Origin of the sequence: Pseudothioclava nitratireducens, assembly GCF_029210495.1 — a bacterium.
Lineage (GTDB): Bacteria > Pseudomonadota > Alphaproteobacteria > Rhodobacterales > Rhodobacteraceae > Pseudothioclava > Pseudothioclava nitratireducens.
Map to the genome: position 1 here is coordinate 1 of NZ_JARGDK010000018.1, position 26459 is coordinate 26459.

The following is a 26459-nucleotide window of genomic DNA, read 5'->3' on the forward strand; positions in this document are numbered from 1 at the left end:
TGTACCAGGATTTCATGGGGTTACTCCTGCTGCGGTGTCGTGGACGACCCGCTGCCGTCCTCGTTGGGGGTATCTGGCGGTGGGGATGGGTCTAGCACCCAACTCTCTCCAATAACTAACTCATTGATATCACTGAATCCGTTCTTGGATGTGGATCCCGGCTCTGTTGCAACAGAGCCCAAATCAGTGCAGAAGCTGATGAAAACAGGCCTTCAAAGGCCGCGAACCAACCTCAAGCCAGCGCATCCGCGCTCGCTAAACCGTTGATCAGACGTTCCCCAAAATGACGGTTAAGCCCGCTGAATTACTGGCGGGAGATAGGCTTTACTCTGTCCAATGCTGACCGTCAGCCTTTCGATGCTGACAAGGCAACTATGTGCGGCGGGGCCTTGTGCCAAATCTGACGTTCCTTGATCGCGGGTCAAGGTGTTTGGGTTACCGTTCTGGCAGATAAGCGTGCCATCTTCCTGCCGCGCAGCATCCAGCCAGGTACCGGTACTGATGGCTATGCACCTTTGCATCAACGATGGATCGAGCCGCGCTGAAACCAGACAGGCTCCGCGTTCATTATAGACGCGCAGCAGATCACCGTCGCACACGCCCAGTGTTTCGGCATCCACCGGATTGAGACCTGCGACTGCCCGTCCATTCACCTTTGTTGCCTGGCTTTCAGGCCCATGGTCCAGCTGAGAATGCAGCTTGTCTGCCGGTTGTCCCGAGATCAGATGAAACCGGTGCTTCCCGGTCACATTCCCCAGCCATTCTTCGGGCGCATACCAGGCGGGATGCGGCAAGATATTACCCTGAATTGAATCCGCAATATGTGCGCAACAAATCTCGATCCGTCCGGACCGCGTCTCCAGCGGTGCGGCACGGGGATTCTTGCGAAACGCCTCCAGAGCTCCGCTGCTCGGCGTACCGGGATCAATGAAGTGCCAGCCCTTTGCCGTGAATGTCGCAAGGTCCGGCAGGGTCACCCCGCTGGTGGCCGCCTTCTGCCTGCTCTCCTCATAAAGCCATTGCAGCCAGTCGTCAGAACTGCGCCCTTCGGTGAATGCAGTCTCGACACCAAGTCGGCGGCCTATTCCGGCGAGAATTTCGTAGTCGTCCCGAGATTGGCCATGCGGCGGGACGACCGCCTCCATCGCGACGACATAAGGATCGCGCGGTGTCAACATGAGATCGCGTCGCTCAAGCTGTGTAGTGCAAGGCAGGACGATGTCCGACCGCTTGGCCAGGGCATTCCAGCACCATTCATGGGCGATAATCGTGTCAGGCTTTTGCCATGCACGTTCCAGTTTGGTCAGGTCCTGATGATGGTGGAAAGGATTGCCCCCTGCCCAGTAAACAAGTTTGATATCTGGGTAGGTGAGCGTCTGACCGTTGTACCGGAATGTGCTGCCGGGGTTCAGCAACATGTCGCTGATCCGGGCGACAGGAATATAGGTTTTGACCCGGTTGTTTCCTTGCGGAAACGATGCATATTTTACAGGATGACGTTCCATTCCGATTGAATTTGCAGCGCAATAGCCAAAGGCAATGCCGGCGCCAGGCAACCCGATCTGACCCAACATGGCAGCCCAAGAGCCCGGCACGCATGATGGACTGTGAGAAGGATCAGAACTTGACGAAGGCGATTAGAGAACCCAGTGGGGCACTACCCATCAGACTATGAAAATCCCTGTCCTGCTTGAGAATTACTTCCTGCTAGGTGATCTCGAGCGCCAGATCGGTGCCTTCCTGGAATTCTACAAACAATCAACGCTACCGCGAGAGCCTTGGAAACCTGACGCCAGCCGATGTTTAATTCGGCTGCGCTGAGCAGATCCTGAAATGGCGAAAGGAGATGAAACGCAAAACCAAGCTTGCACGTCGCTTGCGCCACAAAACTGCAAACGGATATGCGGGCTGACAGTTATGAGCGGGCGCTGGATACCAAGGCGGGCGCTGTGAAGCTGAAAATGCCCAACCTGCGTAAGCAGACATTTGAGACCACCATAATTGCGCGATATCAGCGTCGAGGAAGCGCTTATCAAGATGTATCTGGTGGCGCGTCTCTTCGGGCGTGGGAGACATCACAGAGGCTCTGTGGGGGACGCCTGTCAGTCCCGGCACGGTTTGCAGCCTGAACAAGAAGATCTACGCAAAGATCGACGAATGGCGGCAACGTAAAAGCGAATGGATTCAACCCTATGTTTTCCTGGACGAGATCGTGATGAAGCGAACCTGGGCAGGCGAAGTACGCAACGTTTCTTTGCTCGTCGCCATTAGCATGACGACTAAAGGAAATAGCGAGATCCTGGGGATCATGGAAGGGCCGAAGGAGGACAAATCCGGCTGGTCAGCCTTCTTACGCCATTTTGTTGATCGCGATCTGAGCGGCGTCCAGTTGATCGGCTACGATGCCTGCCGCAGCCTCATGGAAAGAGTAGCCGAATACCTGCCGGATGCGCGTTGGCAGCGCAGTGTGGTTCATTTTTGCCGCAACGTGTTCAGCATCGTCCCGACCCGGAAGGTACCGGATCATGCGCATCGCTCCCAAATCCGGAGCCCTGCATATCGCGCACGCCTGACGCAGTTTGTTAACGCCATGAAGCTGGCCTGACGAATCCGAAGACCGGGGTACACGAACGTCTCGCGCCAGCTTCGCATGTTCTGGCCCTTTAGACCAAAGGTTCGGGTTTTGCTCCAGCCCTGCCCGTTCCCTGTCGTTTTACAGCCTGTTTATGCGCTGTAGCGCAGCAAAAACGCCTCAAACTCCGACTTTGGTCTGATACCCATCCTACCTTCGTAGGGTTTTTGGCAAGACTTTGAGCGCCTCCCGCAAGCTGCGCATCTTGGTACCGATGGGTCAGGAAATACCGTCCGAATTGTTTCGGGGGGGCACAAACTTTATAGATAGGGAAGATCGCAATGGTTTTCGTGAACACAAACGACCTTAAGCACATCCTCGACCAGATCCGTATCGCTGAACAGCACGCGGCTGGTACTCCGCTGACCGAATTGGTGCAGAACCCCTTGCTGCCATACGGTCTGCGTCTAGTTGACGGCACGTTGAACAACCTGACCCCGGGCCGTGAGGCATGGGGCTCTGCCGATCAAGTGATGCCGCGTCTTCTTGACTCGACCTTCCTCACGCAGCCCGACGCGGCGCATCTGGCCGATCCCAGCCCGCGTGGCGCGCCGGGTGCCGAGCCCACCTCCTATCTGCAGACTTCTGGGTCAGTCTATGATGCCGAGCCTCGCGTGATTTCCAACCTGATTGCCGACCAAACGCTATCCAACCCCGCCGTCGTCGCCGCGGCCCTGAGCCATTCGGGTTTGACCGGGCAGGCGATGCTAACCGCTGCCAACGAAATCGTGCAGGCCTATCAGCGCGTCATCGATACACAGGCCGCCACTGGCAACGTCGATCAGGCGCTCGAATTACAGCGCCAGCAATTGCAGTCTGCGCTGGATACGGCCAGTGCCGAACTGGCCGCCGCACAAAATAACGTCGGCGCCATGACGTCAGATAAGGCTGACGCAGATCAGACCGTGACCGATGCGCAAACGACGCTGGACGCCGCAGCGGCAACCATGAGTTTGCTTCAAAGCTCGGGTCAGGTCGGTGATGCACAAGCCGCTCTTAGCCTGGCTCAGACGGCTCTGATACAATCCCAGAATGCGCTGAACGCGGCGCAAGGCGAACTGGACACGGCCACGACTTCGGCTGCATCGATGCTGTCCATGCGCGACGCCAAGCAGACCGAAGTCACCAACCTGCAGAACCAGAAAACGACTGCAGATCAGGAGCTTGCGACGACCGAAGCTCTCTTGTCCGACGCGCAGGATGCGCTTCTGCTTGAAACCAACGGCGCAGACGCGGTTACCGTAGCTCAGACAGCGGTTGACGATGCCACCACCGCCGTCAACGCAGCGCAAACGCGTGTCAATGAACTCGATGGTCAGCTTCAGCAGGCCCAAAGCGAGCTCGATGGTCTGAACGCCCAGCTTCAGACTGCACAGGACGCGGTCACAGACACACAAGCCCGCGTCACCGCAGCCGAGCAAGCCGTCGACGAAACCCAGACCGCCCGTGACAGCGCTCAGGCCCTCTTCGACACCGAAGTGACCGAGCAGGCCAGCGCCCAAGTCGAAATGCTCAGTGCCCTTAACGTCTACTTAAGCGGTGGATCGCTTGCCGATTTCTCCGTCGCTTCCGCCGCCTATTCGGCGGCGCGCGAAGAAAAACTGGCCGCCGAAACGGCGCTGGCCGACGCGATCAGTGCGGATGATGCAGCCGATCAACTTGCTGCGACCGAGAACGCGGCCCTGTCCACAGCCCAGTCGCAGGTCACCACCCTGACCGGCCAGCGCGATGCCGCGATCACCACGCGTGACGGTTTGAACACCCAGCTGGGTGCGGCCAACACCGTCCTGTCCACAGCTCAGGGCAATCTGTCCACCGTGCAGCAGGATCTGCTGACCGCGCAGCAGAACAATCAGGCCTATATCGACGCGCAGGAAGCGGTCACGCAGGCGCAGGCCGATGTGGATGCGGCTCAAGTGGTCATCGATGGGCTTGTAAGCCAGCTGACTACCGTCGAAGGAGAGCTTACTACACTCAACATCAACCTTACCAATGCCAACAACGAAGTGACCCGCCTCGAAGGTATCGTGCAAACGGAAACCACTGATCTCAACACAGCGCAGGGCGGTGTAACAACGGCACAGCAGGCCCTTGTCGCCGCACAGACTGCCGATGCCGCAATCCTTGCACAGCTTGACGTGATCGCCGATGCGACCATTGCGCTGAACAGCGCGACCACAGCGGCAGAACAGGCCGCAACCGAGCTCAGCGCGGCGCAGGATATCGAGACCACAAAACAGTCCGCTTTCGATACCGCTACAACCAACCTTGATGCGCTGAACGCACCCGGTGCTGCAGACGCCGCGCTGGCGGCCGCTCAGGCGATCGCTACAGAGGCTCAGACCACGCTCGACACGCTGTTGAGCACGCATGCGATCACCATGGACGGCAACAACGTGATGTTGCCCGACGTGACCCCCGACGAAGGCCTCTCTGCGCCCTACAACTCGTGGATGACACTCTTCGGTCAGTTCTTCGATCATGGTCTCGACCTTGTCGGAAAAGGTGGCAGCGGCACCGTCTACATTCCGCTCCAGCCTGACGATCCGCTCTATGACGCAACATCTCCGACCAACTTCATGGTGCTGACCCGCGCCACCAACCAGCCCGGCCCGGATGGAATCCTTGGGACCGCAGACGACGTGCGAGAGCATTTCAACAAGACGACACCCTGGGTCGACCAGAACCAGACCTACACCTCGCACCCCTCCCATCAGGTCTTCCTGCGCGAATACGATCTCGACGCCAACGGAAGCCCTGTCTCCAACGGTTACCTGTTGCACGGTCAGTCCGGCGGCATGTCCACCTGGGGCGACGTCAAGGCGCAGGCCGCGGCCAAGCTGGGAATCCAGCTCAATGACAGCGACGTGCTTGATGGCCCGCTGCTCGCAACCGACGCCTACGGCAACTTCATCCCTGGTGCCAACGGCCTGCCACAACTGGTCGTGGCGAACCCTGCCTATGTTGAAGGCGGCACCGAGCCTTTGAATATCCTGATCGAAGGCGATCTGGCCAACCCCGTCGATGCCAGCCAGGCGGTCCGCAACGGCCATGCCTTCCTCGAAGACATCGCCCATAACGCCGTGCCCGGCACCTATGTGGTCGATCGCTTCACCGGCGAAACCGCCACCAAGCAGGCCGATGCCGACACCGACACCGGCAACGCGATCATCCCCAACCAGTTCGGCCAGAACGAAACCTACGACAACGAACTGCTGGATCGTCACTTCATCGCAGGAGATGGCCGTGGCAACGAAAACTTCGGCCTGACCGCGGTGCACCACGTGTTCCACAGCGAACACAACCGCCAGACCACCGAAATGAAGCAGACCATCCTCGACAGTGGCGAGCTGGCCTTCATCAACGAATGGCTGGCCACCCCGATCAACGAGGACGAGCTTTCGACAGCCGCGATCGACACCCTCACGTGGGATGGCGGGCGTCTGTTCCAGGCAGCAAAATTCACCACCGAGATGCAGTATCAGCACCTCGCCTTCGAAGAGTTCGGCCGCACCGTGCAGCCTCAGATCGCGGCCTTTATGGTAAATGCCAGCGCCGAGGTCGATGCCTCCATCATGGCGGAGTTCGCCCATGTAGTGTATCGCTTCGGCCACTCGATGCTGACCGAGAACGTTCAAACGATGGACCCGAACGGCGTGAACACCTCGACCGGCTTGATCGAAGCGTTCCTCAACCCGGTCGCCTTCGACCTTGACCAGACACTGACCTCTGATCAGGCGGCGGGTGCCGTGGCCCGTGGCATGTCCCGCGAGACCGGTGCCAATATTGACGAGTTTATCACCAGCGCCCTGCGCGACAACCTCGTTGGCTTGCCTCTCGACCTGGCCGCGCTGAACATCACGCGGGGTCGGGATACAGGCGTGCCCTCGCTCAACGCCGCTCGCGAGCAGTTCTATGCAGCCACCGGCAGCGAGTTCCTCAAGCCTTATGAAAGCTGGTCGGACTATGCCGCGAACCTTAAGAACCCGGCATCCATCATCAACTTCATTGCGGCCTACGGCACCCACGACACAATCGCGAACGCCACGACCGTGGTGCAGAAGCGCGCCGCGGCCACCGATCTGGTTCTGGGCGGGGACACCGCTCCGGCGGACCGTCTTGACTTCGTCAACGGCACGGGCGCTTGGGCCACAATCGAAACCGGCATCAACGCGGTCGAGTACTGGATCGGCGGTCTGGCTGAGGCCATCATGCCCTTCGGCGGGATGCTTGGCTCCAGCTTCGGCTTCGCCTTCCAGCAGCAGATGGAGGCGCTTCAGAACGGCGACCGGTTCTATTATCTCAGCCGGACCAATGGCATGGACATGCTTGGTGGGCTGGAGAATAACTCCTTTGCCTCGATGATCATGCGCAATACCGACATCGCCGATGGCGGTGCGCATATTCCGGCCAACATCTTCTCTTCGATGGAATACATCCTCGAAGTTGATCAGTCGGTGCAGGCCATGGCCGATCCGGTTTCGACCGAGCTTGATCCGTTCCTCGCCGCCATGGGTACGACACTAGTCGAGCGGGAAACCGGCACGGGCGACGCACCGCTCGTCGATGGTGCGCGGGAGTATGACAACTTACTCAAGTTCAACGGCGGCGAGCACGTCGTGCTCGGCGGAACCGACCAGCGCGATATTCTCGTCGGAGGTCTCGGGGACGATGCGCTCTGGGGCGGCGCTGGCGACGATCTGCTGATCGGCGACTCGGGCGTCAACACCTTCCGCGGCGGTGACGGCAACGACATCATCAAAGACGGCGACGACATCAGCTTCCTGCATGGCGAGGACGGCGACGACGTCATTTCCGCCGGGGGCGGAGCTGCCGAATTGATCTTCGGCGGAAGGGGCAACGATGCGATCCTCATGGGCCGCGACGACGCCAAGCACACCTTCGCAGGCATGGGTAACGATTTTGTATTCGGTGGGTCAGGCGCGGATATCGTCGATGGCGGCGAAGGCGACGACTGGATCGAGGGTGGAGACGGCTTCGACTTCCTCGTCGGCGACAATAACGACAACCTCGGCGGCTCCCGCGTGATCGGTCACGACGTTCTGATGGGAGGGGCGAACGACAACGACCTGCACGGTGAATCCGGCGACGATATCCTGTTCCAGGGGGAGGGCACACATGTGAACCTGGCCGAGCTCGGTTACGACTGGATTGCGCACAAGGGTCTGACGACCCATGCGGAGGTCGATCTCACAAAGCGCGTGACGACAGAACAGACAGAATTTTTCAGGGATCGCTACATCGACGCAGAGGCAGTATCAGGCACACAGAACGATGACCTGATCTGGGGTGACAACCGCCTCGGCAATGAGGCGCCTGCCGACGGTGCGATCTTAGACAATGAAGTCACGCTCTTCGGCAACGAACTGACGCAGGAGGGCGTGAATCGGATCGAGGGTCTGCGCGAGCTGCTTGGCAACCTGATGGGAGACGCGCCCGGCGATCTCTTCACCGGCGGCAACATCCTGCTGGGCGGCGGCGGCAGCGACATGATCCAGGGCCGTGGCGGCGACGACGTAATCGACGGCGACAAGTGGCTGGATGCGCGGATCTCGATCCGCGATCAGACCGACCCGGCGATCGAGATTCGCAGCATTGACAGCCTTGAGGAGATCATCCCACAGCTTCTGGACGGCAGCATCTCGCCCAGCCAACTGCAGATCACACGAGAGATCGTCGATCGTGGTCAGGAAGGCGACGTGGACACAGCCGTCTACTTCGATGTGCGAGCCAACTACAGCATCCGCGCCAACGCCGATGGCAGCGTCACGGTCGATCATATCAACGTCACGGAAGGACCGAACCCGATCGACCCGGTCAACGGCGACCCAAACCCGATCCTTGGCGATGGCACCGACCGCCTGACGGGCATCGAGATCCTGCGCTTCGCGGATATGGAGATTGATCTGCGCACGAACCCTGCCAACAATGGCCTGATCCAGGGCACCGGTGGCAACGATGTGCTTGACGGCAGCAACGGCCCCGACGCGATCTTCGCAGGCGCCGGTGATGATGCCATCAACGGCCTCGCCGGAAATGACGTGATCTTCGGCGAAGGCGGCTCGGACACCATCACATGGAACGCGCCGCTCGGCGGTTATGATGTGGTCGTGGGGCATGGCATCGTCAATGACGGCGGCACCGACATGCTGGTGATCAATGGCGATGGTACCGAGGATGGCTTCACGATGTACACCGTGGCGGCCTGGGCTGGCCAGGCCCCCTTCGATCCGCTCTCCGAGATCATCATCACCCGCACAGTGGCCGGTGTGGAAACTCCGATCATGGAAGTGCGCGGCATCGAAGAGGTTACCATCAATGGTGTTCAGGGTGTCGAAACCATCAACGCGGTTGGTGACTTTGCAGGCACCTCGCTGGCGCCCAACACGATCTACGTGAACGGCACGGCGGGTAACGAAGTGATCGACTTCTCCGGCTTCACCTCGACCCAGCGTATTGTGGTAAATGCAGGCGATGGCAGAGATATCATAACCGGCGGTGCAGGAAATGACATCCTGAATGCCGGCGCAGGCCGCGACGAAATCACCTGGAGTGTCGGCGGCGGCAGCGATGTGGTCGATGGCGGCGCAGGTGACGACACCTACACCATCAACGGCGATGCCTCCGACGAAACCTTCCGCGTCTACGCGGCGGACTCTTGGACAGGGGCACCCTTGGCCACTGGTACTGATATCGTCATCACCCGCGAAGCGGATGCTGGCGAGCAGGTCATCGGTCAACTTCAGAACATCGAGGAAATCCAGATCAACACCGCAGGAGGCACAAACGACGTGCAGGTCATTGGTGACTTCAACCCGACTGCCCTGAACTTCAACACCATCAGCGTCATGGGCGAGGTCGCCAATGTGGACATCACCGGCCGCCTTTCGACTCACCGCGTGTTCGTCGAAACCGAAAGCCGCACCACCACTGTGACCGGTACTCTGACCGAAGGCGACGTGATCGTCGTTCCGGTAGATATCGATCCGGCCACTCTGACGGAAACGATCGATGGCACGACGGTGACACGGACATCCGGCGACTTCACGCTGACCTACACGGTTGATGACCCGACGACTTTCCCGATCATCGTCCAGTCCGGCAGCGGTCTGGCCAACGCCCTGCGCGGTGTCGCGACCATCAACGAGGAAACCGGCGCACCTCAGGGCATGGGAACTGTCGCTCTCGGCACCCTGCCGCGCGGTAACGTCCTGCTGACCCAGGATGACATCGCGGCCCTGAAATACATGGTCACCGGTCAGGGCGAGGCCCCCATCCTGCCGTCCGAACCCGGCGCGCGCGCCGAAAACGAACCGGCTGATTTGATCGTCGGCACCCGCGATCTGGAAGGTCTGACCAACAACCTGCTCAATCCCGAGATTTCCGGTGGCGCGACCTTGCCCTTCTCCCGTGTAACCGAAGCCCGCTATGCTGGGATCGGCGAAGACGGTGCGGGCATCGTCAATCCGGTATTCGACGATCTCGACGCCCGTGCCATCTCGAACGCCCTCGGCGCTCAGGATGCGGATGCGGCCAAGGCGGCCTCGGCAAACATGTTCATGATGTCCTTCGGTCAGTATTTCGACCACGGCCTCACGTTCATCCCCAAGGGTGGTCATGACCCGATCACCATCGGAGGGGCGGACATGGGTCGTCCCAGCGGGGACAACCCGGCTGACCTCACCCGTGCCACGGCCACGATCAATCCCGAAACAGGCGAGATCGAGCACACCAACATCACTTCGCCTGTGGTGGATCAGAACCAGGTCTACGGTTCGTCCAACCTGGTGGGTCAGCTGCTGCGCGAAAGCGATAGCAATGGTGGCTTCGGTGCCCATGTACTGATGGGTCAGGAAGATCCCTCAGCATCCGGTTTCAAGCTCATGGCGACCCTTCGCGAACTGCTGGATCACCATACCCAGGCTGGGACCGTGTTCACGGATACCGACAAGGGCGATGTCACTCTGGAAGGTTACTACCCAGATCTGTTCAACGAGGACGGCACCTACAACGCCGCAACCATCAAGGACCTCTCGGACGACTTCATGGGTGAAGGCTGGCCGCTCCTGATCGACACCAACCCGTTCATGAACTTGCTCGACCACTTCGTCGGCGGCGACGGGCGTACGAATGAAAATGTGGGCCTCACCTCGATGCACACCGTCTGGGCACGCAACCACAACTACCACGTGGACCAGCTCCTGGCGTCAGGCTATGATGCCGACACTCCGGAAGAGCTTTTCCAGGCCGCACGCATCCTGAACATCGGGGAATATCAGCAGGTCGTGTTCAACGACTTCGCCGATAGTCTTCTGGGCGGGCTACAAGGCTCGGGTAAACACGGTCATGACAAGTATGACCCAACCACCGATGCCCGCATCAGTCACGAGTTCGCGGCAGCGGCCTATCGCTTCGGCCATTCGCAGATTGGTCAGAGCATGACCCTCAAGGACGTGGATGCCGATGGGAACCCGTTCACTGTCGAGGTGCCGCTGTTCGATATCTTCCTGAACCCAACCAACGACCCGGACGCATTCACGGCAGATTTCGGAACTCTGGAGCAATATGGGTACAAGCCACAGCCAGGCTACGCCCAGTACGGGGTCGACAACATCCTCGGCGGTCTGGTCGAACAACCCTCGGAAGAAGTTGACCTTCAGGTGGTGGATGCGGTCCGCAACGATCTGGTCCGCGTCAGCGCCGATCTCTTCGCCTTCAATGTCGCTCGCGGCAGGGATGTGGGCCTCGGCACGCTCAACCAGGTCAAGGCAGATCTGGCGGCGTCCGATAACCGCTACATCTCCGAGGCGATCGATTTGTCGGACATGTCCATGACACCCTACACCGACTGGGAGGATTTCCAGGCGCGCAACGGGCTATCCGACGAGATGATCGCCAAGTTCCAGACAGCCTATCCGGCTCTGGTTCTGACCGTTGACACAGAGCAGTATGACGCCTTCGTCGAAGCCAACCCGGATATCGCGTTGATAGACAATGGTGATGGCACGATGACGGTGAAAGGCATCGACCGCGTCGATCTCTGGGTTGGTGGTCTGGCTGAGCAGCACATTCAGGACGGCGTCGTAGGCCATACCTTCTGGGTGCTCATTCACGAGCAACTGGACCGTCTTCAGGAAGGCGACCGGTTCTACTACGTCGACCAGATCGGCGATCTGCCCGTCTACAACAACTTTATCTCCAACCTCACCTTCGGTGACATCGTGACCCGCAACACCGGGATGACCGATCTGCCACAGGATGTGTTCAGCTATACCGGAGATGAGATTGTCGAAGACAAAGGCACCGCCGACCAACAGACCCAGCAGCCGCCCGTCACGGACGATGCCGGGAATGCCAACCAGGCTGACACCGGCCAATATGATACTGGACAAGACGACAACGGCCAAGGCCAGACTGCTCAGGGTGATGATACCCAAGGCGAGATGACCGTGGACAACAGCACCCAGACTGCTCAGGGCGGGGCCTCTGCCGACCAAGAGCCTGTGTCAAACGACGATGATACCATCGACGGTGGGGACAGCTCCGACGCCGACACCGAGACGCCGGCATCCGACCCCTCAACCGAACAGAGCCCCAACGGCTCGGACGAGGGACTCGTCAAAAGCGGCACTGACTTGGGCGACGCCCTGGTCGGCGCGGCGGGCGACGATATCCTCAGCGGACACGAGGGCAACGACATGCTCGTGGGCAATGCCGGTGACGACATGCTCTTCGGTGGCGATGGCCGCGACGACATGCTCGGTGGCGATGGTGCCGACATGCTCATGGGCGGTGCCGGCAGCGACAATATCATTGGCGGCGACGGCGATGACATGATCATCGGCGGGTCCGGCTCGGATATTCTCATGGGTAACGCGGGTGACGACACGTTCATCGGCACGGATGGTGACTGCAACGACATCTACTATGGTGGCGAAGGGTCGGACACGATCGACATGGCGTCGGTCACCTCCAACCTCACGGTGCGCCTCGGCAACGCCGGGACGGATCGCGGGTCGGTCACCACGGAAGAAGGCGGTCGCGATACGATCTGGAGCGTCGAGAACTTCGTCGGCGGCTCGGGTGACGACACCATCTTCGCCAGCGACGCGGCCAACGTGCTCGATGGCGGTGACGGCAACAACACCTTCGTGTTCGAAACCGCGGCCAACGCGCAGGGCGACCACATCAACGGCCTCTCCGCCGGCGATCTCCTGCAGTTCGGCACCGGGTCCGATATGCTCGAGCTCACCTGGGGTGACGCTGACATGCAAGACAGTTTCTCTTTCTCCGAAGGAGACGAAGCCGGGACAACCAAGATCAGTGGAAGCATCGAGGATGAGCAATTCGAACTGACCGTCAGCGGACGCTTCGACTACGATAACCTCGCCTGATCGTCAGACTGATCCACACCAATATCGGCAGCCGGATACCCTCCGGCTGCCGATCTCGTCGTGCGGCCCGCACTTGAGGAAAACCGGGCCATCCACCGCCCGGCATGCACCGGCCCTCAGCCCTGAGGCGAACAGATCTTCGGGATAACCGACACCGGCCAGATACAAGCCCTTAGGCGGGCAGACCGACCCGCAGGCCGCGGTCCCGCGTCTCAAGCGCGGTTTTCACATCCTCGGGCGTCCAGCTTCCCGCGCCCACCCTCTCCAGCGTGCCCACGATGCTGCGCACCGGGTTGTACAGTAATGACCTTGCACTCAGATGAAACCTCAGTTCCGGTCCCGCCAGCCCCTCGACCTCTTCGATCTCCAGCGCATCCAGCGCCTTGACCGGGCTCTTCGCCTGACAGATCCTCGACCGGAACGTGGTGAAATCATACTTGCCCAGCAGATGCCGCGCCCCGTTTCGCATGGCCGCCACGTACAACTCTGGTGGCACGCGTAAAACGTGGCACATGTACAGCGTCTCCGGCGCACGTCATAATCCGCAAGCTCAAGGCGTCGAACCGGGTGCAGGCCGTCATCATTGCTCGAAACAACGCCTTGATCAACTTCTGATAAGCGCGCTGCGGCGCCGTATGTCCCAAGGCCGGTTCAGAAAGAGCCGATGCGCCTGCAGATCATTCCCTGTCTATGTCACCCCGCCTCTCTGTCCTTCGTTGTGACGGGGGTGTTGCCTCAGGCGTCCGGCCCCTTGGTGGTGTGGTCAAGCAACCCCAGAAGCCTGTCCACCTGTTCGGAATCGAACGGCTTGCGCAGCACGGCGTTCATGCCGGCCTCTAGACACATCTTCTGTTCCGTATGGCTGGTATGCGCGGTCAGCGCCACCACCGGCAACTGGCTACTGGCATCATGGCTGCGGATGCAGCGCGTCGTTTCCAGACCGTCCATGCCCGGCATGCTCAGGTCCATCAGCACAACGTCGAAGGTTTCATCCTTGACCAGATCCAGCGCCTCTGGCCCGCTTGCAGCCTCGAGCACGCGGTAATTGCGGCGTTCCATCAGAACGCGGACAACCATTCGGTTGATTTCATCGTCATCGACGACAAGGATATTGCGCCGATCACTCACCGAGACCATGCGCCGGCCAGTCGCGTCGCTCGAGAGATAATGCCAGCTCGATGGGGGTCCATATCTCTACCCGCGTTCCTTCGTTAAGTTTGCTTGCGCATGTGATGCGGCCTCCGAGTTTGTTCACGATGGCCTGCGCAATGGACAGCCCAAGGCCCATTCCTCGGTACGATCTTGTAAAGGATGAGTCAACCTGTGCGAACGGCAGGAAAATACGCTCCAGCTGCCCCTCATCGATCCCGATCCCGGTATCGCTGATAGCCACCTTAAGCCATTTTCGATCATCCTGCTGGAAAATTTCCGAATGCAGCGTAATGCGGCCCTCCTTGGTGAACTTGATCGCGTTCTCCATGATCTTCGCAATCATCTGCGACAGGCGCACCGGGTCTGATACGATCTGCGTGCTGCCATCGCCAAGTCCCGTGCGGTGGAACTCCAGACCGGCTTTCCGTACAAGGTTGCCGTAAAGCACCTCCATGTCCCGCATCCCTGCCTCGATGTCGAATGTCGTCGAATTAAGACGGATCGACTCGGTCGTGCCTTCGGCGTAATCCACCATGTGATCGACCAGCGCACTCAACTCTTTTGCCGATGACCACGCCACGTCCAGATAATGGTCACGGTCGACATCGTCCTTTTGCTCGCAGCAGACCGTCAGCATACCCACCACACCGCTCAGCGGTGTGCGCAGCTCATGACCGACAATCACCATAAAGTCGCTCTTGCGCTTGTTCTCTTCCTCTTCCAGCCGCAGCGCTTCGCGCAGTTTGTTGTTAGAACTGCGCATGCGATGAATCATCGTTTTGAGCGACTCGTTGAGTTGCCACATCTCGGCCGAGGAGCGTTCCTCGTCTGGCAGGTTGACGGTGTAATCCCCATCGCTGATCTTGCGGCTGATCTCGGTGAAATTCTGGACCGGACGGGCAAGCCGGCGTGACACCGCCCATCCCGCACCCCCCAGAAGGGCCGCCATCGCCATTACCAGAAGATAGGATTTCGACAGGCTGACATTCACCGCATCCGACAATTCATAGATCGGCTGCGGAACCATGACAGGCCAGCCCGTCTCTGGAACAAAGGTGATCCCCGCGATCATGTCCATTTGCATGGGCGGCGAAAAGAACATCTCGACGCCGGTTTCACGGTTCAGCATCCGTCGCACCGCCGAGATACCCGAGGCATCCACCATGTTCTCTTCCACCTTGGGTGACGGGTGCGCGATCGCGCGCCCGAACTGATCGAAGATCGCCGAATGTCCGAATTCGCCGAAGGCGATGGCCCGCTGAACCAACTTAATATAGTCGGTTTTCATATAGCCGATCACCAGCCGCTGATCGGCAAGCTCGTACCCCAGTATGAAATACTTGTTGTCTCCGATCCGCTGCAGACCCGAAATTTGAACACCGCCAAGCGTCGCGTTGGTGCCCGCCCGCAGATCATCCAGCACCACCTGCTCCGGCAGGGGCAGATCCTTGCCCAGCCGATTGGGTGGTGGCGCATTCGCTGTGAAGGGCGCCAACAGAACCATGCCGTCTATGTTCAGCGATTCCAGCAACGACAGCTGGGTATCCTGCGTCGCTGGGCTGTTGTTGTTGCTGACTTCGATGGCCGCATGGACGAACACGCGCGCAGCGTCCGTGACGTAGCGTGACAGCGACAACGAAACGTTCTGCGCGATCACAAGATGCTTTTCCTGCGTCCGCTCGATCTCAGCGTTCATGAAAGTGCGGTAGTTCCACAACTGGATCGCCGCTGCTAATATCAGGATCGCAACCAGCACTATTGCCGCAATCTGCTGCTGCAGAGGCCAGACCCATCCCTTGATACGGTACCGCTCAGCCGCGCTGCCGGACTGTTCGGGCAGCGGTCGTTGGGGTGTATTTGCGTACGCGCTCACGACACCTCCTGAGGTTTGCTGTTTTGACCATACACCCAAGGGCTTATTTAACCAGTCCCGTTGGTCTGATGCGGCATGGGACTAAAGTCTGATATGCCGCTGGACCCCGGCGCCAAGCGAGTATCGCGAATGCCGCGCGGCGCGGCATCCTTGGTCGGGGTGCCCCCACGGACAAAGGTCTGAATTTTGATCCGACATAGTGTGGAAGGCCGGTCGCACGCTTTACGCCATAAGCCATCGAACACGTTTGACCCAAAGGAGCACACACCATGGCCCGATCCTCTGCGAGACAGTCTGAAAAGGATGCACGCCTTGCCCGCCTGACAGCCGGACTGCGGCCAGTGTTTCTTTATATCTTCGGTTTGTCCGGGATCATCAACATCCTGGCTTTGACCGGCGCGTTTTACATGATGCAGATCTACGACCGCGCCCTGATGAGCGGCAGTATCCCGACGCTCGCGCTGATCTCGGTGCTGGCACTGGGGCTCTACATGTTCCAGGGCGGGTTTGACGTGATCCGCTCGCAAATCCTTCACCGGGTCGGGGCGCGCTTTGATGCCCGGGTCGCGCCCGATATCCACCGAATGAGCATCGACATGCCACGCTACGGCTTTTCAGTGGCTGAGTCGATGGAGCGGGGCCGCTCTGTCGATACGCTCCGCAACTTCTTCGGTGGCCCGGCACTTGTGTCGCTGTTCGATCTGCCCTGGATGCCGATCTTTCTGGCTTTCGTGTTTGTGCTGCATCCCTACCTGGGTGCGTTGGCCATCGCCGGTGCCGTGGTCCTGACGCTGATGACCGTCCTGACCGAACTGATGACCCGCAAGGCCAATGCCCAAGTCAACCGCGCCGCCGTACAGCGCAGCTCGGTGGCCGAGGCCAATGCCCGCAACGCCGATGTCATCAAAGCGATGGGCTTCTCGTCGCAGGCTCTAGCCCAGTTCCAGAAGGCCAATGACGAGCATCTTACGCTGCAATCCGGTTCCAGCGACGTGACTCGCACCGTGGGCGCCTTGTCCAAGGTGCTGCGCATGATGCTGCAGTCTGCAGTTCTGGGGCTTGGCGCCTATCTCACCATCATGGGCGAGATGACCGCCGGTGCGATCATCGCTGCCTCCGTGGCTTCGGCCCGTGCCCTTGCGCCGATCGACTCGACCATCGCCAACTGGAAGAACCTGATCGCCGCTCGCAATGCACTGGCGACCATCAAGCAGACAATGGCCGCCTTGCCTGAGCAGCCCCGCCCGCTGCAGATGCCCGATCCCAAGCAGGCCTTCTCGGCGGAAGGGATCACCGTTGTGGCGCCGGGATCGGGCCGCGTGCTGCTGTCGGATGTGACCATTCAGCTTGAAGCCGGGCAGGCGCTTGGCTTGATCGGCCCTAGTGGCGGCGGCAAGTCTTCGCTGATGCGGGCGATGGCTGGGGTTTGGCCTGTGCTGCGCGGTCATGTCCGTCTGGATGGCGCCGATCTGGTGCAGTGGGGCGAAGACACAATTGCCCGTAGCTTTGGATATCTGCCGCAGGACTACACCCTGTTCGACACCACGATTGCCCGTAATATTGCGCGCCTTGCCGATCCCGATCCCGAAAAGGTCATTGCGGCGGCGCGTGCGGCGGGCGTTCACGAGATGATCCTGGCCATGCCCGACGGCTACGAGACGGAACTGGGCGCCAGTTCCACCAGCCTGTCGGGCGGTCAGCGTCAGCGTATTGCTCTGGCACGGGCGCTCTATGGGGATCCGTTCGTGGTCCTGCTGGACGAGCCGAATTCAAACCTCGACGCCGAAGGCGAGCGCGCGGTCAGCCATGCGATCCAAAGCATCCGTGACCGTGGCGGCATCGTGATCGTCGTAGCTCACCGCCCAAGTGCACTGGAGAACGTTGATCTGGTCGGTGTCGTCCAGGATGGCGCCCTCAGCCGTTTTGGCCCCAAATCCGAGATCATGCGGGTCAAGCCGGCATCCCCTGCCCCGACCCCTACGGCAGCCCCGACAGTGGAGCAGTCGCCAGTCGCTGCTGTTCGAGAAACTACAGGCGCATGATTGAGGTCAAGTCATCCAAAAAGGCCAAGACGCCGGGAACGGCGCGTCTTGAGGATATGGTGTCTTTACGGGAAACCGTATCGGCCATTCCCAAACGCAAGATCGGCATGGGCGTGACCGTGATGTTCGCTCTGATCGCCTACATCAAGACCTTGTTTGGCGGCTCTGAGGTTGCGGCGCAAGCCACGCCCGACACGCCCCTCGGGGCCGCCGATAACGCCGCGCCCATCTGCGAGACGGATAATTTGTCGGCCAACAACAGTGGTCGTATGTCTTATGGTAACGCCGAATTGTTTCGCACTAGTGACCGCAGCGGCCAGGATGGCGGTTTTGATGCCACCACGTTCGAGCGCGGCCCAAACTCTTCGGTGTTGTTGCCCGCAGATCTGTCACTTGAAAAATTTCAGGCGCCAAACATCACGGCGGCGGCAGTCAATCTGCAACCGACTTTTGCGCCTGCAAATCCCGGGGGCGGTGGTGAGGACGGTCTTTTCCCAGATACCGACATTCCTGCCGGAGGTGGTGGGCCGGCGGATCCTGGTGGTGGGGGTACAGAGATTACGTCACCGTTGCAGGAAGACGCAGACCCCGAGCAAGAAGAAGACGATGATAATCTGCCTGGGGTGGATGACGACGGCGAAGGGCCTTTTGAAGGACCAGTAGTCGAGGACGAGGAGCTTGAGGAAGCAGACGCCGAGGAGCCCAAGGACGAAGACGCAGAACCCGAAGAAGAAAAGCACGAAAGCGACGCAGACGTGGACTGCCATGATACCGCAGCCGCAGACTGTGGTGACAAAGTTGACCACTCAGATGGCCCCAACCCAGATGAGGAGTCATCCTGCGACGACGCCAAAGTTGATGAGTGTTGGCCGGAGAGCTGCGATCAGCACAACGCAGCAGATGACGACTGCCTGGATGATCCGGTTACGCCGCGCGGCGATGTTGTGTATGGTTTTGATACGCCTGATCATATTAGCGGCAGTGAAGATAATGACCTCGTCTATGGTGGCGATGGTTCCGACGTTCTTCTTGGGTATGGGGGCGATGACTTTTTGATCGGCGCAGCTGGCGACGACACCATCGACGGTGGTGAGGGTGATGACCGAATTTCCGGTGGCCATGGTGAGGATCTCCTGGCTGGCGGTGCGGGGGATGACATTCTTTCCGGCGGTGCGGATGACGATGTTCTTCGGGACGGTCATGGCGCAGACCGCCTGTTTGGTGACGCAGGCAATGACACGATTTACCTTGCTGATGATCTGGAAGCTGATCAGGTTTATGGTGGTGCGGGTGACGACATACTTGACCTGACTGCTGGTGATCGGGCAGCGCGTGTGGATGTAGCTGCTGGCACGGTCACGCGGGCTGACAGCCCCACCGATACCTTCGATGGCATTGAAATTTTCACAGCCGGTGACGGGGCAGAAGTTTTCGATCTGTCCGGGTTCTTTACGCCGGGTGCAACCAGTGTGTCTGAAACCGTGTTCCAGATCCGCAACTTTGGTCACGACGATACGTTGGTTTTTGCTGACGATATCCGTCTTGCTCTGTCCGACCTTCAACAGATTGATGACAGGCGCGATATCAAGAACGACGGCTCTGATTTTGAGGCGCGCATCACGTCCTTTGATCCGGAAGCTGCGGCTGAGGAGCACGGACGCCCTGGTTTCCGCCAAGGTGATCAGGATGAGCTGATAGTCCGCCGGATTGATCTGCGTCTCGAACAAGAGACGGACGTCACCGAAATCGAACTCTGGGTCACAAGTGACCTGGGCAACAAGCAATCAGACGACTTCACATCGTGAGCAGGAGAACGACCATGTCACGCAAGACCACAGACCCAAACGCCGCAAAGAACGCGATTTATTCCATTCGCGGTCATGTTATCACTGGTATTTTCATGGCCGGGCTTCTGGTCGCCGCCGTGTTCGGGTGGGCAGCGAATTCCAATCTGGTCAGCGCGGTCGTTGTCAGCGGCGAAGTTTCCGTCGATCGCGACCTGCGCGTGGTCCAGCACCGTGATGGTGGTATCGTCAAAGACATTCCCGTCAGTGCCGGCGATCATGTCCGCAAGGGCGATATTCTACTCCGGCTTGACGACACTTCGGCCAGTACTGAGCGCGCAATCCTTCATGGGAAAATCGCTGAACTTGCCATTCGCAAAAGCCGGCTGGAGGCACAGCGCGATCTGCATGAGGAATTTTCGACGCCTTCAGGTCTTGATGAATTGATCGTGTCCCCTGCTGCGCTGCAGGCCATCTATGTGGGTGAGCATCGTATTTTTGAGGGCAACCTCTCGTCGTTCATCCGCCGCAAGGAACAGATCCACCTCGGAATCGAGCAGGTCCGCACCGAAATCGATGGCCTCGAAGCCCGCCTTGACGCCAAACAGGATGAAATCCTCCTGGTTCAAGCTGAGAGTGCGCGTGTTGAAGATTTGTCCGAGCGTCAGCTTACGGTACGCAACGTTGCCTTCTCTATTGAACGTGAAAATGTCCAGCTGCGTGGCGAACACGGAGAAGTTCTGTCGGCATTGGGCCGCGCCCGCAGCCGCGTCAGCGAGCTCGAGCTGGAAATCCTCTCGATGCAGGAAACACTGCGCACCGATGCACAACGCGAATTGCGGGAGATCGAAACCCAGCTGTCGGAACTCACCGAAAAGCGTTTCGTCATCGAAGACACCCTGTCGCGCACCGCAATCCGCGCGCCGATCTCGGGGCTGATAAACGATATGAACGTGAACTCTGTGGGCGGCGTCATTAGCCCCGCCGAAATTCTGGCCACGATTGTGCCCGAAGAGGCGGAACTGGTCTTTACAGCCCGCGTTCCGGCGGCGTCGATCGAACAGGTCGATACGGGACACGCGGCGCGGATGCGCTTTGTCGCCTTCGACCAGAACGAAACCCCAGAGATTGAAGGGACCGTGTCCTATGTTGCAGCTGCCGCGACAAGCGATCCGCAAATGCCTGGTGATTTCTACTCAATCAAGGTCGACGTGACGCCCGATCAGCTGGCCCGCCTCGGTGGCAAGGAGCTGCGCCCAGGCATGCCGGTCGAAGTCTATGTCACCACGGCCGAACGCACAGCCCTATCCTATCTCGTCAAGCCCTTCAGCGATCAGTTCGCGCGAGCCTTCAAGGAAAGGTAAACCCATGCTGCGCAATATTCTTCCAACTCTGGCACTTCTGGTGGCCTCATCTGCCACAGCTCAGGAGAAGAACATGACATGGAAGGCGCTTGAAGGTGACAGGCTGAATTTGAATGGCATGATTATCAACGTCCATGGCATCTCTTGCCCGCCACCAATCCTTGCATCTGGCATGAGCGCCAAGCGGCTTGCTAACACGTTTTTGCGCGGTGGTGTGGTGGTCTGTGCCACATCACTGACCGAGGATGGGAGCGAGTTCGTGGATTGTGCCAAACAAGGCAATAACGGACTCACGCTCAGTCAGAAGTTGGTATTCAGCGATCTGTGCATACCGCTGCGCGATCAGGAATGCTTGCCGCCATTTATAGATGCGCTGCCGACTTATGCGCTGCCGCCGCCACGCCCGCGTGACGGTTGATCAGTATTTTCAAAGAAAAGCTGTCTCGCAACGTTGACAGCGGAGCTGTACAAGCCGGACAAACGGCTGAGATAAGAAAGGCGATAAGATGACTCTGGCTATGGACTGCAAAAAGCGAAATCGGGATATCGAGTAGGACAGCATGTCGGAAGAATCGTTTCAGATCAGTTTCACAAGAGACGGTGAGACACGTGTGATCACGCTTGAGGGTAGCCGCAAGGACTACGAATTCGAGTACGAAGACCTCGAACTTGAAATCGAAGCGCGTGAGGGGGATTTTGAATGGGAATTCGAGGATGTGGAGAGCTTCGAATTCCTGTCTTTCGGCTCTGAAGACGATCTGGTGGATTCTGGTGTTAGCAGCCCCGAACCTGATCGGGTCGTGACATTGTCTGGCCCCCTGCATGATTTCGATTTTCTGCTGCAGGATGGTGCGTTGGCGGTTCGCAATCGGTTTGATGGTGAGATTGAATCGCTTTCGGAATTCGATAGCTTCGTTGCGGGCGTGGAAACATTCCGGACGGCCGACATCTTGGCACAACTTGAACAACCTGGCCCCGACCTTTTGGCTGAAGGTGGCCCACGTCTGATGATGGTCAATACTCCAGAGGCCACTCCAAGCGTCATCTGGGATCAGATTTTGCAATCGATCATTGTCGAAAGCGGTGGCGGACCGACCAACGCGTCGCAATCCTTCTCGATTATGCATACCGCAATCTATGATGCGCAGGCCAGTTATGACCCGGTCGCACAACGTGTTTCCATCGATATCGAGGGCGACAATCTGGAGCTCTCAGCTCTGTCCGATGCCTCGGATACAGAGATCGAAACCGCTATGCATGTCGCGGCCCATCGTGTGCTGTCGGAACTCTACCCTCAGTATCAGGAGAAATTCGATCAGGTACTGTCACAGCGTCTTGAGCTAGATGTCTCTGATGACTCGCAGGCTTACGAGGTGGGGATTGATGCAGCGCAAGACGGTCTCACCCCGCGTCAGGCGGAAGCGGCACGGCTCGCCGCGCAGTCTGAGGGGTTCTATACGCCAGTCAATTCTGATCCCGCGCCAGAAACCCGTAAGGACATCGCGCGCTGGACACCCGAAAAGCAGGGTATTTTGTCGCCCACACCAGATGCGCTGCAGACATTCCTGACGCCCGAACTCAGCCTTGCTGAAGGGTTCGCGCTCCCTGAAACGCTCAATGGAGAAACTGACACGGTGCTGACCCGTCCGGATGGCCCAGAGCCGTTTTTCACGCTAGAGCATGTGGATACGTTGCTTGATTTCCAGACCCGGACCATGACTCTTGCAGCTCCGGCAGAGATAAATGGCGTGGCGGTGGCGGCCGGAACTACGATACCTGTGGACAAATTCCTGATCGGTCCCGTCATCAACCCGGCCTTCATCGCTCAGGCTGAAGCCATCGTTCAGACCAGTGCGACGCTGACCGAGGATCAGAAAATGGTTGCTGAATTCTGGGAAGATGGCCCCGGCACCAGCTTCCCTCCTGGTGCCTGGATGACGCTTGGGCAATACGTATCGCAGCGCGACGGGCATGACGCAGCCACTGACGCGCTTTTGTTTATGACGATGGGTAATGCCATGTTTGATGCGGCAATTGCGACATGGGATGCCAAAGCGTTTTTTGATTATGCTCGGCCGGTCACCGTGATCCGCGACCTGGGACATCTTGGTCTGATTGGGGAGCAAGGTGTTGACGAACTGACCGGAGAAACGGGATTTGTGATCCAAGCATATGGTGGCATTGACCCCGACACTGGCACCAGCTTTGGCACCCGAACGATCCTTGCCGAGAACTTCATCACCTACCAGCTGCCTGGAGGCGAACAGTCACCACCCTTCGCAGAGTATACCTCGGGCCACAGCACCTTTTCGGCAGCAGGGGCGGCTGTCTTGAAGGCGTTTACCGGATCAGACCATCTTGATGCGCATATTACCGTGCCTCCTGGCACCAGCGCATTTGATGCGGCACTGCCTGGAGATGTCTATCAGTTTCAGTGGGATACGTTTTCCGAGGCAGCCATTGATGGCGGTGCGTCTCGGATTTATGGCGGAATCCATTTCAGCGATGGCAACCTCGATGGCTTGAGTGCTGGGGCAGATATAGGTGCTGATGCCTATGTGCTGGCTGTAGATTTTGCCAGTGGCACTGCGCAACCAGAACAACAGCCGTTCTTCGATGAATTCTTCATCGCCTGAACAAGGGACGACTTAGCGGCCGGATCCCGGCATCGTCTAAGGAGGTTGGTCGCTTGATTGGGATGATCAGGCTTTGCGAACAGGCGCTTTCGCTGATGTAGTCGCAACCGGCGCGCGTAGCCATATACTCGAGGATGTCACCGGCCAGTTTTATTCGCTCAAATGGCCCCGTCACGGCGCCGTTCGCCGTATTGCAAGGTGCTGTCTTTCCTACATGTGTGGTCCTGATCAAGATCCGGTCTGCGCCCTCGTGGGACGTTTGGATTGAGACGTGGGTCGCAGCATCTCCCGAGGACATACGGGCGATTTCTAGCATCGAGAACATCAATTGCATCAGGATCTCGCTTTGTGTCGGTCCGATGGATAAATGCGGCCCCTCGCAGCGAATATTCAGGCTGTTTCCATTGGCTTGGAACATGAACTCAAAGCGCTTATGCAGCTCTGCGGCCAATCCCTGCAGATCGGTGGGCCGGCCTGTTGGAAGTGAGGCCTCGGCGTCAAGGGCACTGAAGGCGACCACACGTTCGACGCGCAATTGCATCCATTGCAGCGCCTCCTGGCGCGCGGTCTCTAATCCGGCGGCGAGAGATGGATCCTCACGCGATGCCATGGCAATGCCCTGCAAAGCGTTCAGTGTATTTCTCAGATCGTCGCTCACCATGTCGATAAACCGCAGCTTAATGGTATTTGATCGCTGCAGCGGCCTTATCAAAAGCCAATAAAAGACTGGTGCCATGATACAGAACAGCAATAGGGCATCCAACGCCGCTTCGCCCCAGACATGCTCTGTCAGCCAAGTCAGCTGTTTTTCGACTTCGGCCAGCGCAAGCATGATGCAGAGCTCGGCCCCGACGAGGGTGATCAGAACAACGAGGACTTTACTGAGTGAGGTATCGCGCGACATGGTCAGCATGGATCTTTGGAAGGGACTGGCACGAACGCCCAAGACTCGCGTCCAGGAGGTGCAGGCTTCGTCCTGCCAAGAAGCGTTTGCCGATGATCCTGAGGGCTGACTGCCATGTGCGTAGCTCCGGTCCTTGAGGCGCACATGGTGCGCACTGTTACGTCGTAACGATCGGTATCATGTTCCGAATCGCACATCCATGATATTTGAGGCTGTTCCGAGCGACAAACAACACGCTTCAATGGAGTTGGACCAAAGTCCAAGGTCTCGCTAGACCATAGGCTTTAAATGTGTCGCATGATTTAAAGCGCCCTCGACACAATTTTAATGCACTTCCCGACTTTCGCCTTGATCTGGATCAAGTCTGAACTCACGGAGCCATCAGAAAAGCAACTCAATATTACTGGCATAGATATATTTTTTGGTAATTTACCCGTTGGTCGAGCGTGACGTTCCGACCTGTGGGGTAAGACGAATCGTGACTTTCGCCCGGCCGCATACGGGACGAAGGTCTCTCAACTCTCCAAAGATAGCTTGGATTCAATCGGTCGAAATGCAATAATAATTTTCAGGTGTTTAGATGTCCGTTTGGGGTTTGGGGAAAGCGAGAATCTGGACTGACTTTGAAAACAGTGCCGACACCGCTTCTGTCGCGGGGAAAGGCAAACTTTGGGGGAAGATTGATGTATAAAACGATGGTGATTTGCGATCACGTATTCACGCGTGCGGGTTTCCAGCACCTTATTGAGCCGTGCGCAGGTTTTGATTTGCAGGCGGCTGCTGCCTATAGCCCCGAAATCGTCGAGACGTGCTCCCGCGATGGATATGAAGTGGTGATCGTTGACCTTGGATCCCTTGATCAGCCGATGAAGGTTCTTCGCGCCTTTCGCAAGTCGTGCGACATGGTTCGTATTCTGGCCTTCTGCTCTCAGAAGGGTATAGACATGGCGGTTGACGCGCTAGATGCGGGGGCATCGGGCATTCTGACCTATAACAGTGAAATGTCTGATCTGCGTGCCGCGGCACGCCGTGTCATGAACGGCGACAACTACGTGCAGCCCGACATGGCGATGGATATCTTCGCCAAGCTGCGTCAGGCCGAAGCCAAGCGCAAAGAAGCCGAGCGTCTGCGTCTGACCGCCCGCGAAAGCCAGGTGGTCCGCCAGCTCATGAAGGGCATGACCAACGGCCAGATCTCGGCCGAGCTCAACATCAGCGAGAAAACCGTCAAGCATTATGTTGGCTCTCTCAAGGACAAGTTTGGTGCGGCCAACCGCCTCGAAGTTGTACTGGAAGCGCAACGCCTCGGAGTATGACCTTGATGGCAACCGCATCCGGTCGCCACGGACGAAGGATATGTGAAATCCAACAAGAATGACCGAAACGATGCGGAGGCAATCTGCGAGGCGGTCAGCAGGCCGTCCATGCGCTTCGTGCCACCAAAATCGTCAGAACAGCTCGAGATCCAGGCCGTTCATCGTATCCGCCAGAGGCTGGTGTCAGATAGGACACGGCTGGTAAACCAAATCCGAGGTTTGTTGGCAGAGCATGGTTTGGTTATCGCCCGCGATATCTCACGCCGGTAGCGTCCACGGACGTGGTGTAAATTCAGCGCCGTCTTCGGTGTAATCTCAGGTGGCCATCGAGGTGTATGGTC

13 protein-coding genes and 3 pseudogenes are annotated in these 26459 nt (G+C 58.6%); 11 read left to right on the forward strand and 5 right to left on the reverse strand.

What is annotated here, in order from left to right; all coding sequences use genetic code 11:
* Positions 1–290: 290 nt before the first annotated feature.
* Positions 291–1574 carry a molybdopterin dinucleotide binding domain-containing protein gene (locus P0X85_RS14595; protein ID WP_275814991.1) on the reverse strand — a complete coding sequence of 428 codons (1284 nt, stop codon included), beginning with the start codon at positions 1572–1574 and terminating at the stop codon, positions 291–293.
* 88 nt (positions 1575–1662) lie between these two features.
* Here P0X85_RS14595 and P0X85_RS14600 point away from each other — a divergent pair.
* The 4 genes and pseudogenes from P0X85_RS14600 to P0X85_RS14610 form a co-directional block, all read left to right on the forward strand.
* Positions 1663–1912 (forward strand): annotated as a pseudogene (locus tag P0X85_RS14600) (IS3 family transposase); the annotation flags it as partial.
* Positions 1902–2129, forward strand: a complete 228-nt coding sequence (locus tag P0X85_RS15175) for a transposase (protein WP_138017010.1) — start codon at positions 1902–1904, stop codon at positions 2127–2129. The pseudogene P0X85_RS14600 and the gene P0X85_RS15175, both read left to right, overlap by 11 nt.
* Positions 2066–2605, forward strand: coding sequence for a transposase (locus P0X85_RS14605; RefSeq protein WP_009808129.1), 540 nt, complete (start codon positions 2066–2068; stop codon positions 2603–2605). Before P0X85_RS15175 ends, P0X85_RS14605 begins: the two co-directional genes overlap by 64 nt.
* Positions 2606–2913: 308 nt before the next feature.
* Positions 2914–13047, forward strand: coding sequence for a peroxidase family protein (locus P0X85_RS14610; RefSeq protein ID WP_275814998.1), 10134 nt, complete (start codon positions 2914–2916; stop codon positions 13045–13047).
* 126 nt (positions 13048–13173) lie between these two features.
* Here P0X85_RS14610 and P0X85_RS14615 read toward each other — a convergent pair.
* The 3 genes and pseudogenes from P0X85_RS14615 to P0X85_RS14625 all read right to left on the reverse strand — a co-directional run.
* Positions 13174–13582: pseudogene (locus tag P0X85_RS14615) on the reverse strand (tRNA pseudouridine synthase A); the annotation flags it as partial.
* Positions 13583–13782: 200 nt separating this feature from the next.
* Positions 13783–14184 carry a response regulator gene (locus P0X85_RS14620; protein WP_009808126.1) on the reverse strand — a complete coding sequence of 134 codons (402 nt, stop codon included), beginning with the start codon at positions 14182–14184 and terminating at the stop codon, positions 13783–13785.
* Positions 14168–16072 carry an ATP-binding protein gene (locus P0X85_RS14625; protein ID WP_275815001.1) on the reverse strand — a complete coding sequence of 635 codons (1905 nt, stop codon included), beginning with the start codon at positions 16070–16072 and terminating at the stop codon, positions 14168–14170. The genes P0X85_RS14620 and P0X85_RS14625 overlap by 17 nt, the downstream gene beginning before the upstream one ends.
* Positions 16073–16413: 341 nt before the next feature.
* Here P0X85_RS14625 and P0X85_RS14630 point away from each other — a divergent pair, with 341 nt between their 5' ends.
* The 5 genes from P0X85_RS14630 (at position 16414) to P0X85_RS14650 (ending at position 23898) form a co-directional block, all read left to right on the forward strand.
* On the forward strand, positions 16414–18114 hold the full coding sequence (locus tag P0X85_RS14630) for a type I secretion system permease/ATPase (RefSeq protein WP_275815003.1): 1701 nt from the start codon (positions 16414–16416) through the stop codon (positions 18112–18114).
* Complete coding sequence (locus tag P0X85_RS14635; RefSeq protein ID WP_275815005.1) at positions 18111–19919, forward strand: calcium-binding protein; 1809 nt, start codon at positions 18111–18113, stop codon at positions 19917–19919. Before P0X85_RS14630 ends, P0X85_RS14635 begins: the two co-directional genes overlap by 4 nt.
* A 14-nt stretch (positions 19920–19933) precedes the next feature.
* A complete protein-coding gene (locus P0X85_RS14640; protein WP_275815008.1) occupies positions 19934–21262 on the forward strand; it encodes an HlyD family type I secretion periplasmic adaptor subunit in 1329 nt (442 codons plus the stop codon).
* Between the two features lie 4 nt (positions 21263–21266).
* Positions 21267–21680, forward strand: a complete 414-nt coding sequence (locus P0X85_RS14645; protein WP_275815011.1) for a hypothetical protein — start codon at positions 21267–21269, stop codon at positions 21678–21680.
* Positions 21681–21822: 142 nt separating this feature from the next.
* Positions 21823–23898 (forward strand): vanadium-dependent haloperoxidase, encoded by a 2076-nt coding sequence (locus tag P0X85_RS14650; RefSeq protein WP_275815014.1) that lies wholly within the window; start codon positions 21823–21825, stop codon positions 23896–23898.
* Here the strand turns inward: P0X85_RS14650 and P0X85_RS14655 are convergent.
* On the reverse strand, positions 23888–24811 hold the full coding sequence (locus P0X85_RS14655; protein WP_275815017.1) for a sensor histidine kinase: 924 nt from the start codon (positions 24809–24811) through the stop codon (positions 23888–23890). The two genes, P0X85_RS14650 and P0X85_RS14655, sit on opposite strands and share 11 nt — an antisense overlap.
* A gap of 674 nt (positions 24812–25485) precedes the next feature.
* Between P0X85_RS14655 and P0X85_RS14660 the strand changes: the two genes are divergently transcribed.
* Positions 25486–26118 (forward strand): LuxR C-terminal-related transcriptional regulator, encoded by a 633-nt coding sequence (locus tag P0X85_RS14660; protein WP_275815020.1) that lies wholly within the window; start codon positions 25486–25488, stop codon positions 26116–26118.
* A gap of 39 nt (positions 26119–26157) precedes the next feature.
* A pseudogene (locus P0X85_RS14665) lies at positions 26158–26376 on the forward strand (IS110 family transposase); the annotation flags it as partial.
* Positions 26377–26459 lie beyond the last annotated feature (83 nt).

Coding starts and splice junctions, on each gene's coding strand:
- P0X85_RS14660 (WP_275815020.1), top strand. CDS start 25,486: ATGTATAAAACGATGGTGATTTGCGATCACGTATTCACGCGTGCGGGT.
- P0X85_RS15175 (WP_138017010.1), top strand. CDS start 1,902: ATGCGGGCTGACAGTTATGAGCGGGCGCTGGATACCAAGGCGGGCGCT.
- P0X85_RS14650 (WP_275815014.1), top strand. CDS start 21,823: ATGTCGGAAGAATCGTTTCAGATCAGTTTCACAAGAGACGGTGAGACA.
- P0X85_RS14595 (WP_275814991.1), bottom strand. CDS start 1,574: ATGTTGGGTCAGATCGGGTTGCCTGGCGCCGGCATTGCCTTTGGCTAT.
- P0X85_RS14640 (WP_275815008.1), top strand. CDS start 19,934: ATGTCACGCAAGACCACAGACCCAAACGCCGCAAAGAACGCGATTTAT.
- P0X85_RS14620 (WP_009808126.1), bottom strand. CDS start 14,184: ATGGTCTCGGTGAGTGATCGGCGCAATATCCTTGTCGTCGATGACGAT.
- P0X85_RS14645 (WP_275815011.1), top strand. CDS start 21,267: ATGCTGCGCAATATTCTTCCAACTCTGGCACTTCTGGTGGCCTCATCT.
- P0X85_RS14635 (WP_275815005.1), top strand. CDS start 18,111: ATGATTGAGGTCAAGTCATCCAAAAAGGCCAAGACGCCGGGAACGGCG.
- P0X85_RS14655 (WP_275815017.1), bottom strand. CDS start 24,811: ATGCTGACCATGTCGCGCGATACCTCACTCAGTAAAGTCCTCGTTGTT.
- P0X85_RS14610 (WP_275814998.1), top strand. CDS start 2,914: ATGGTTTTCGTGAACACAAACGACCTTAAGCACATCCTCGACCAGATC.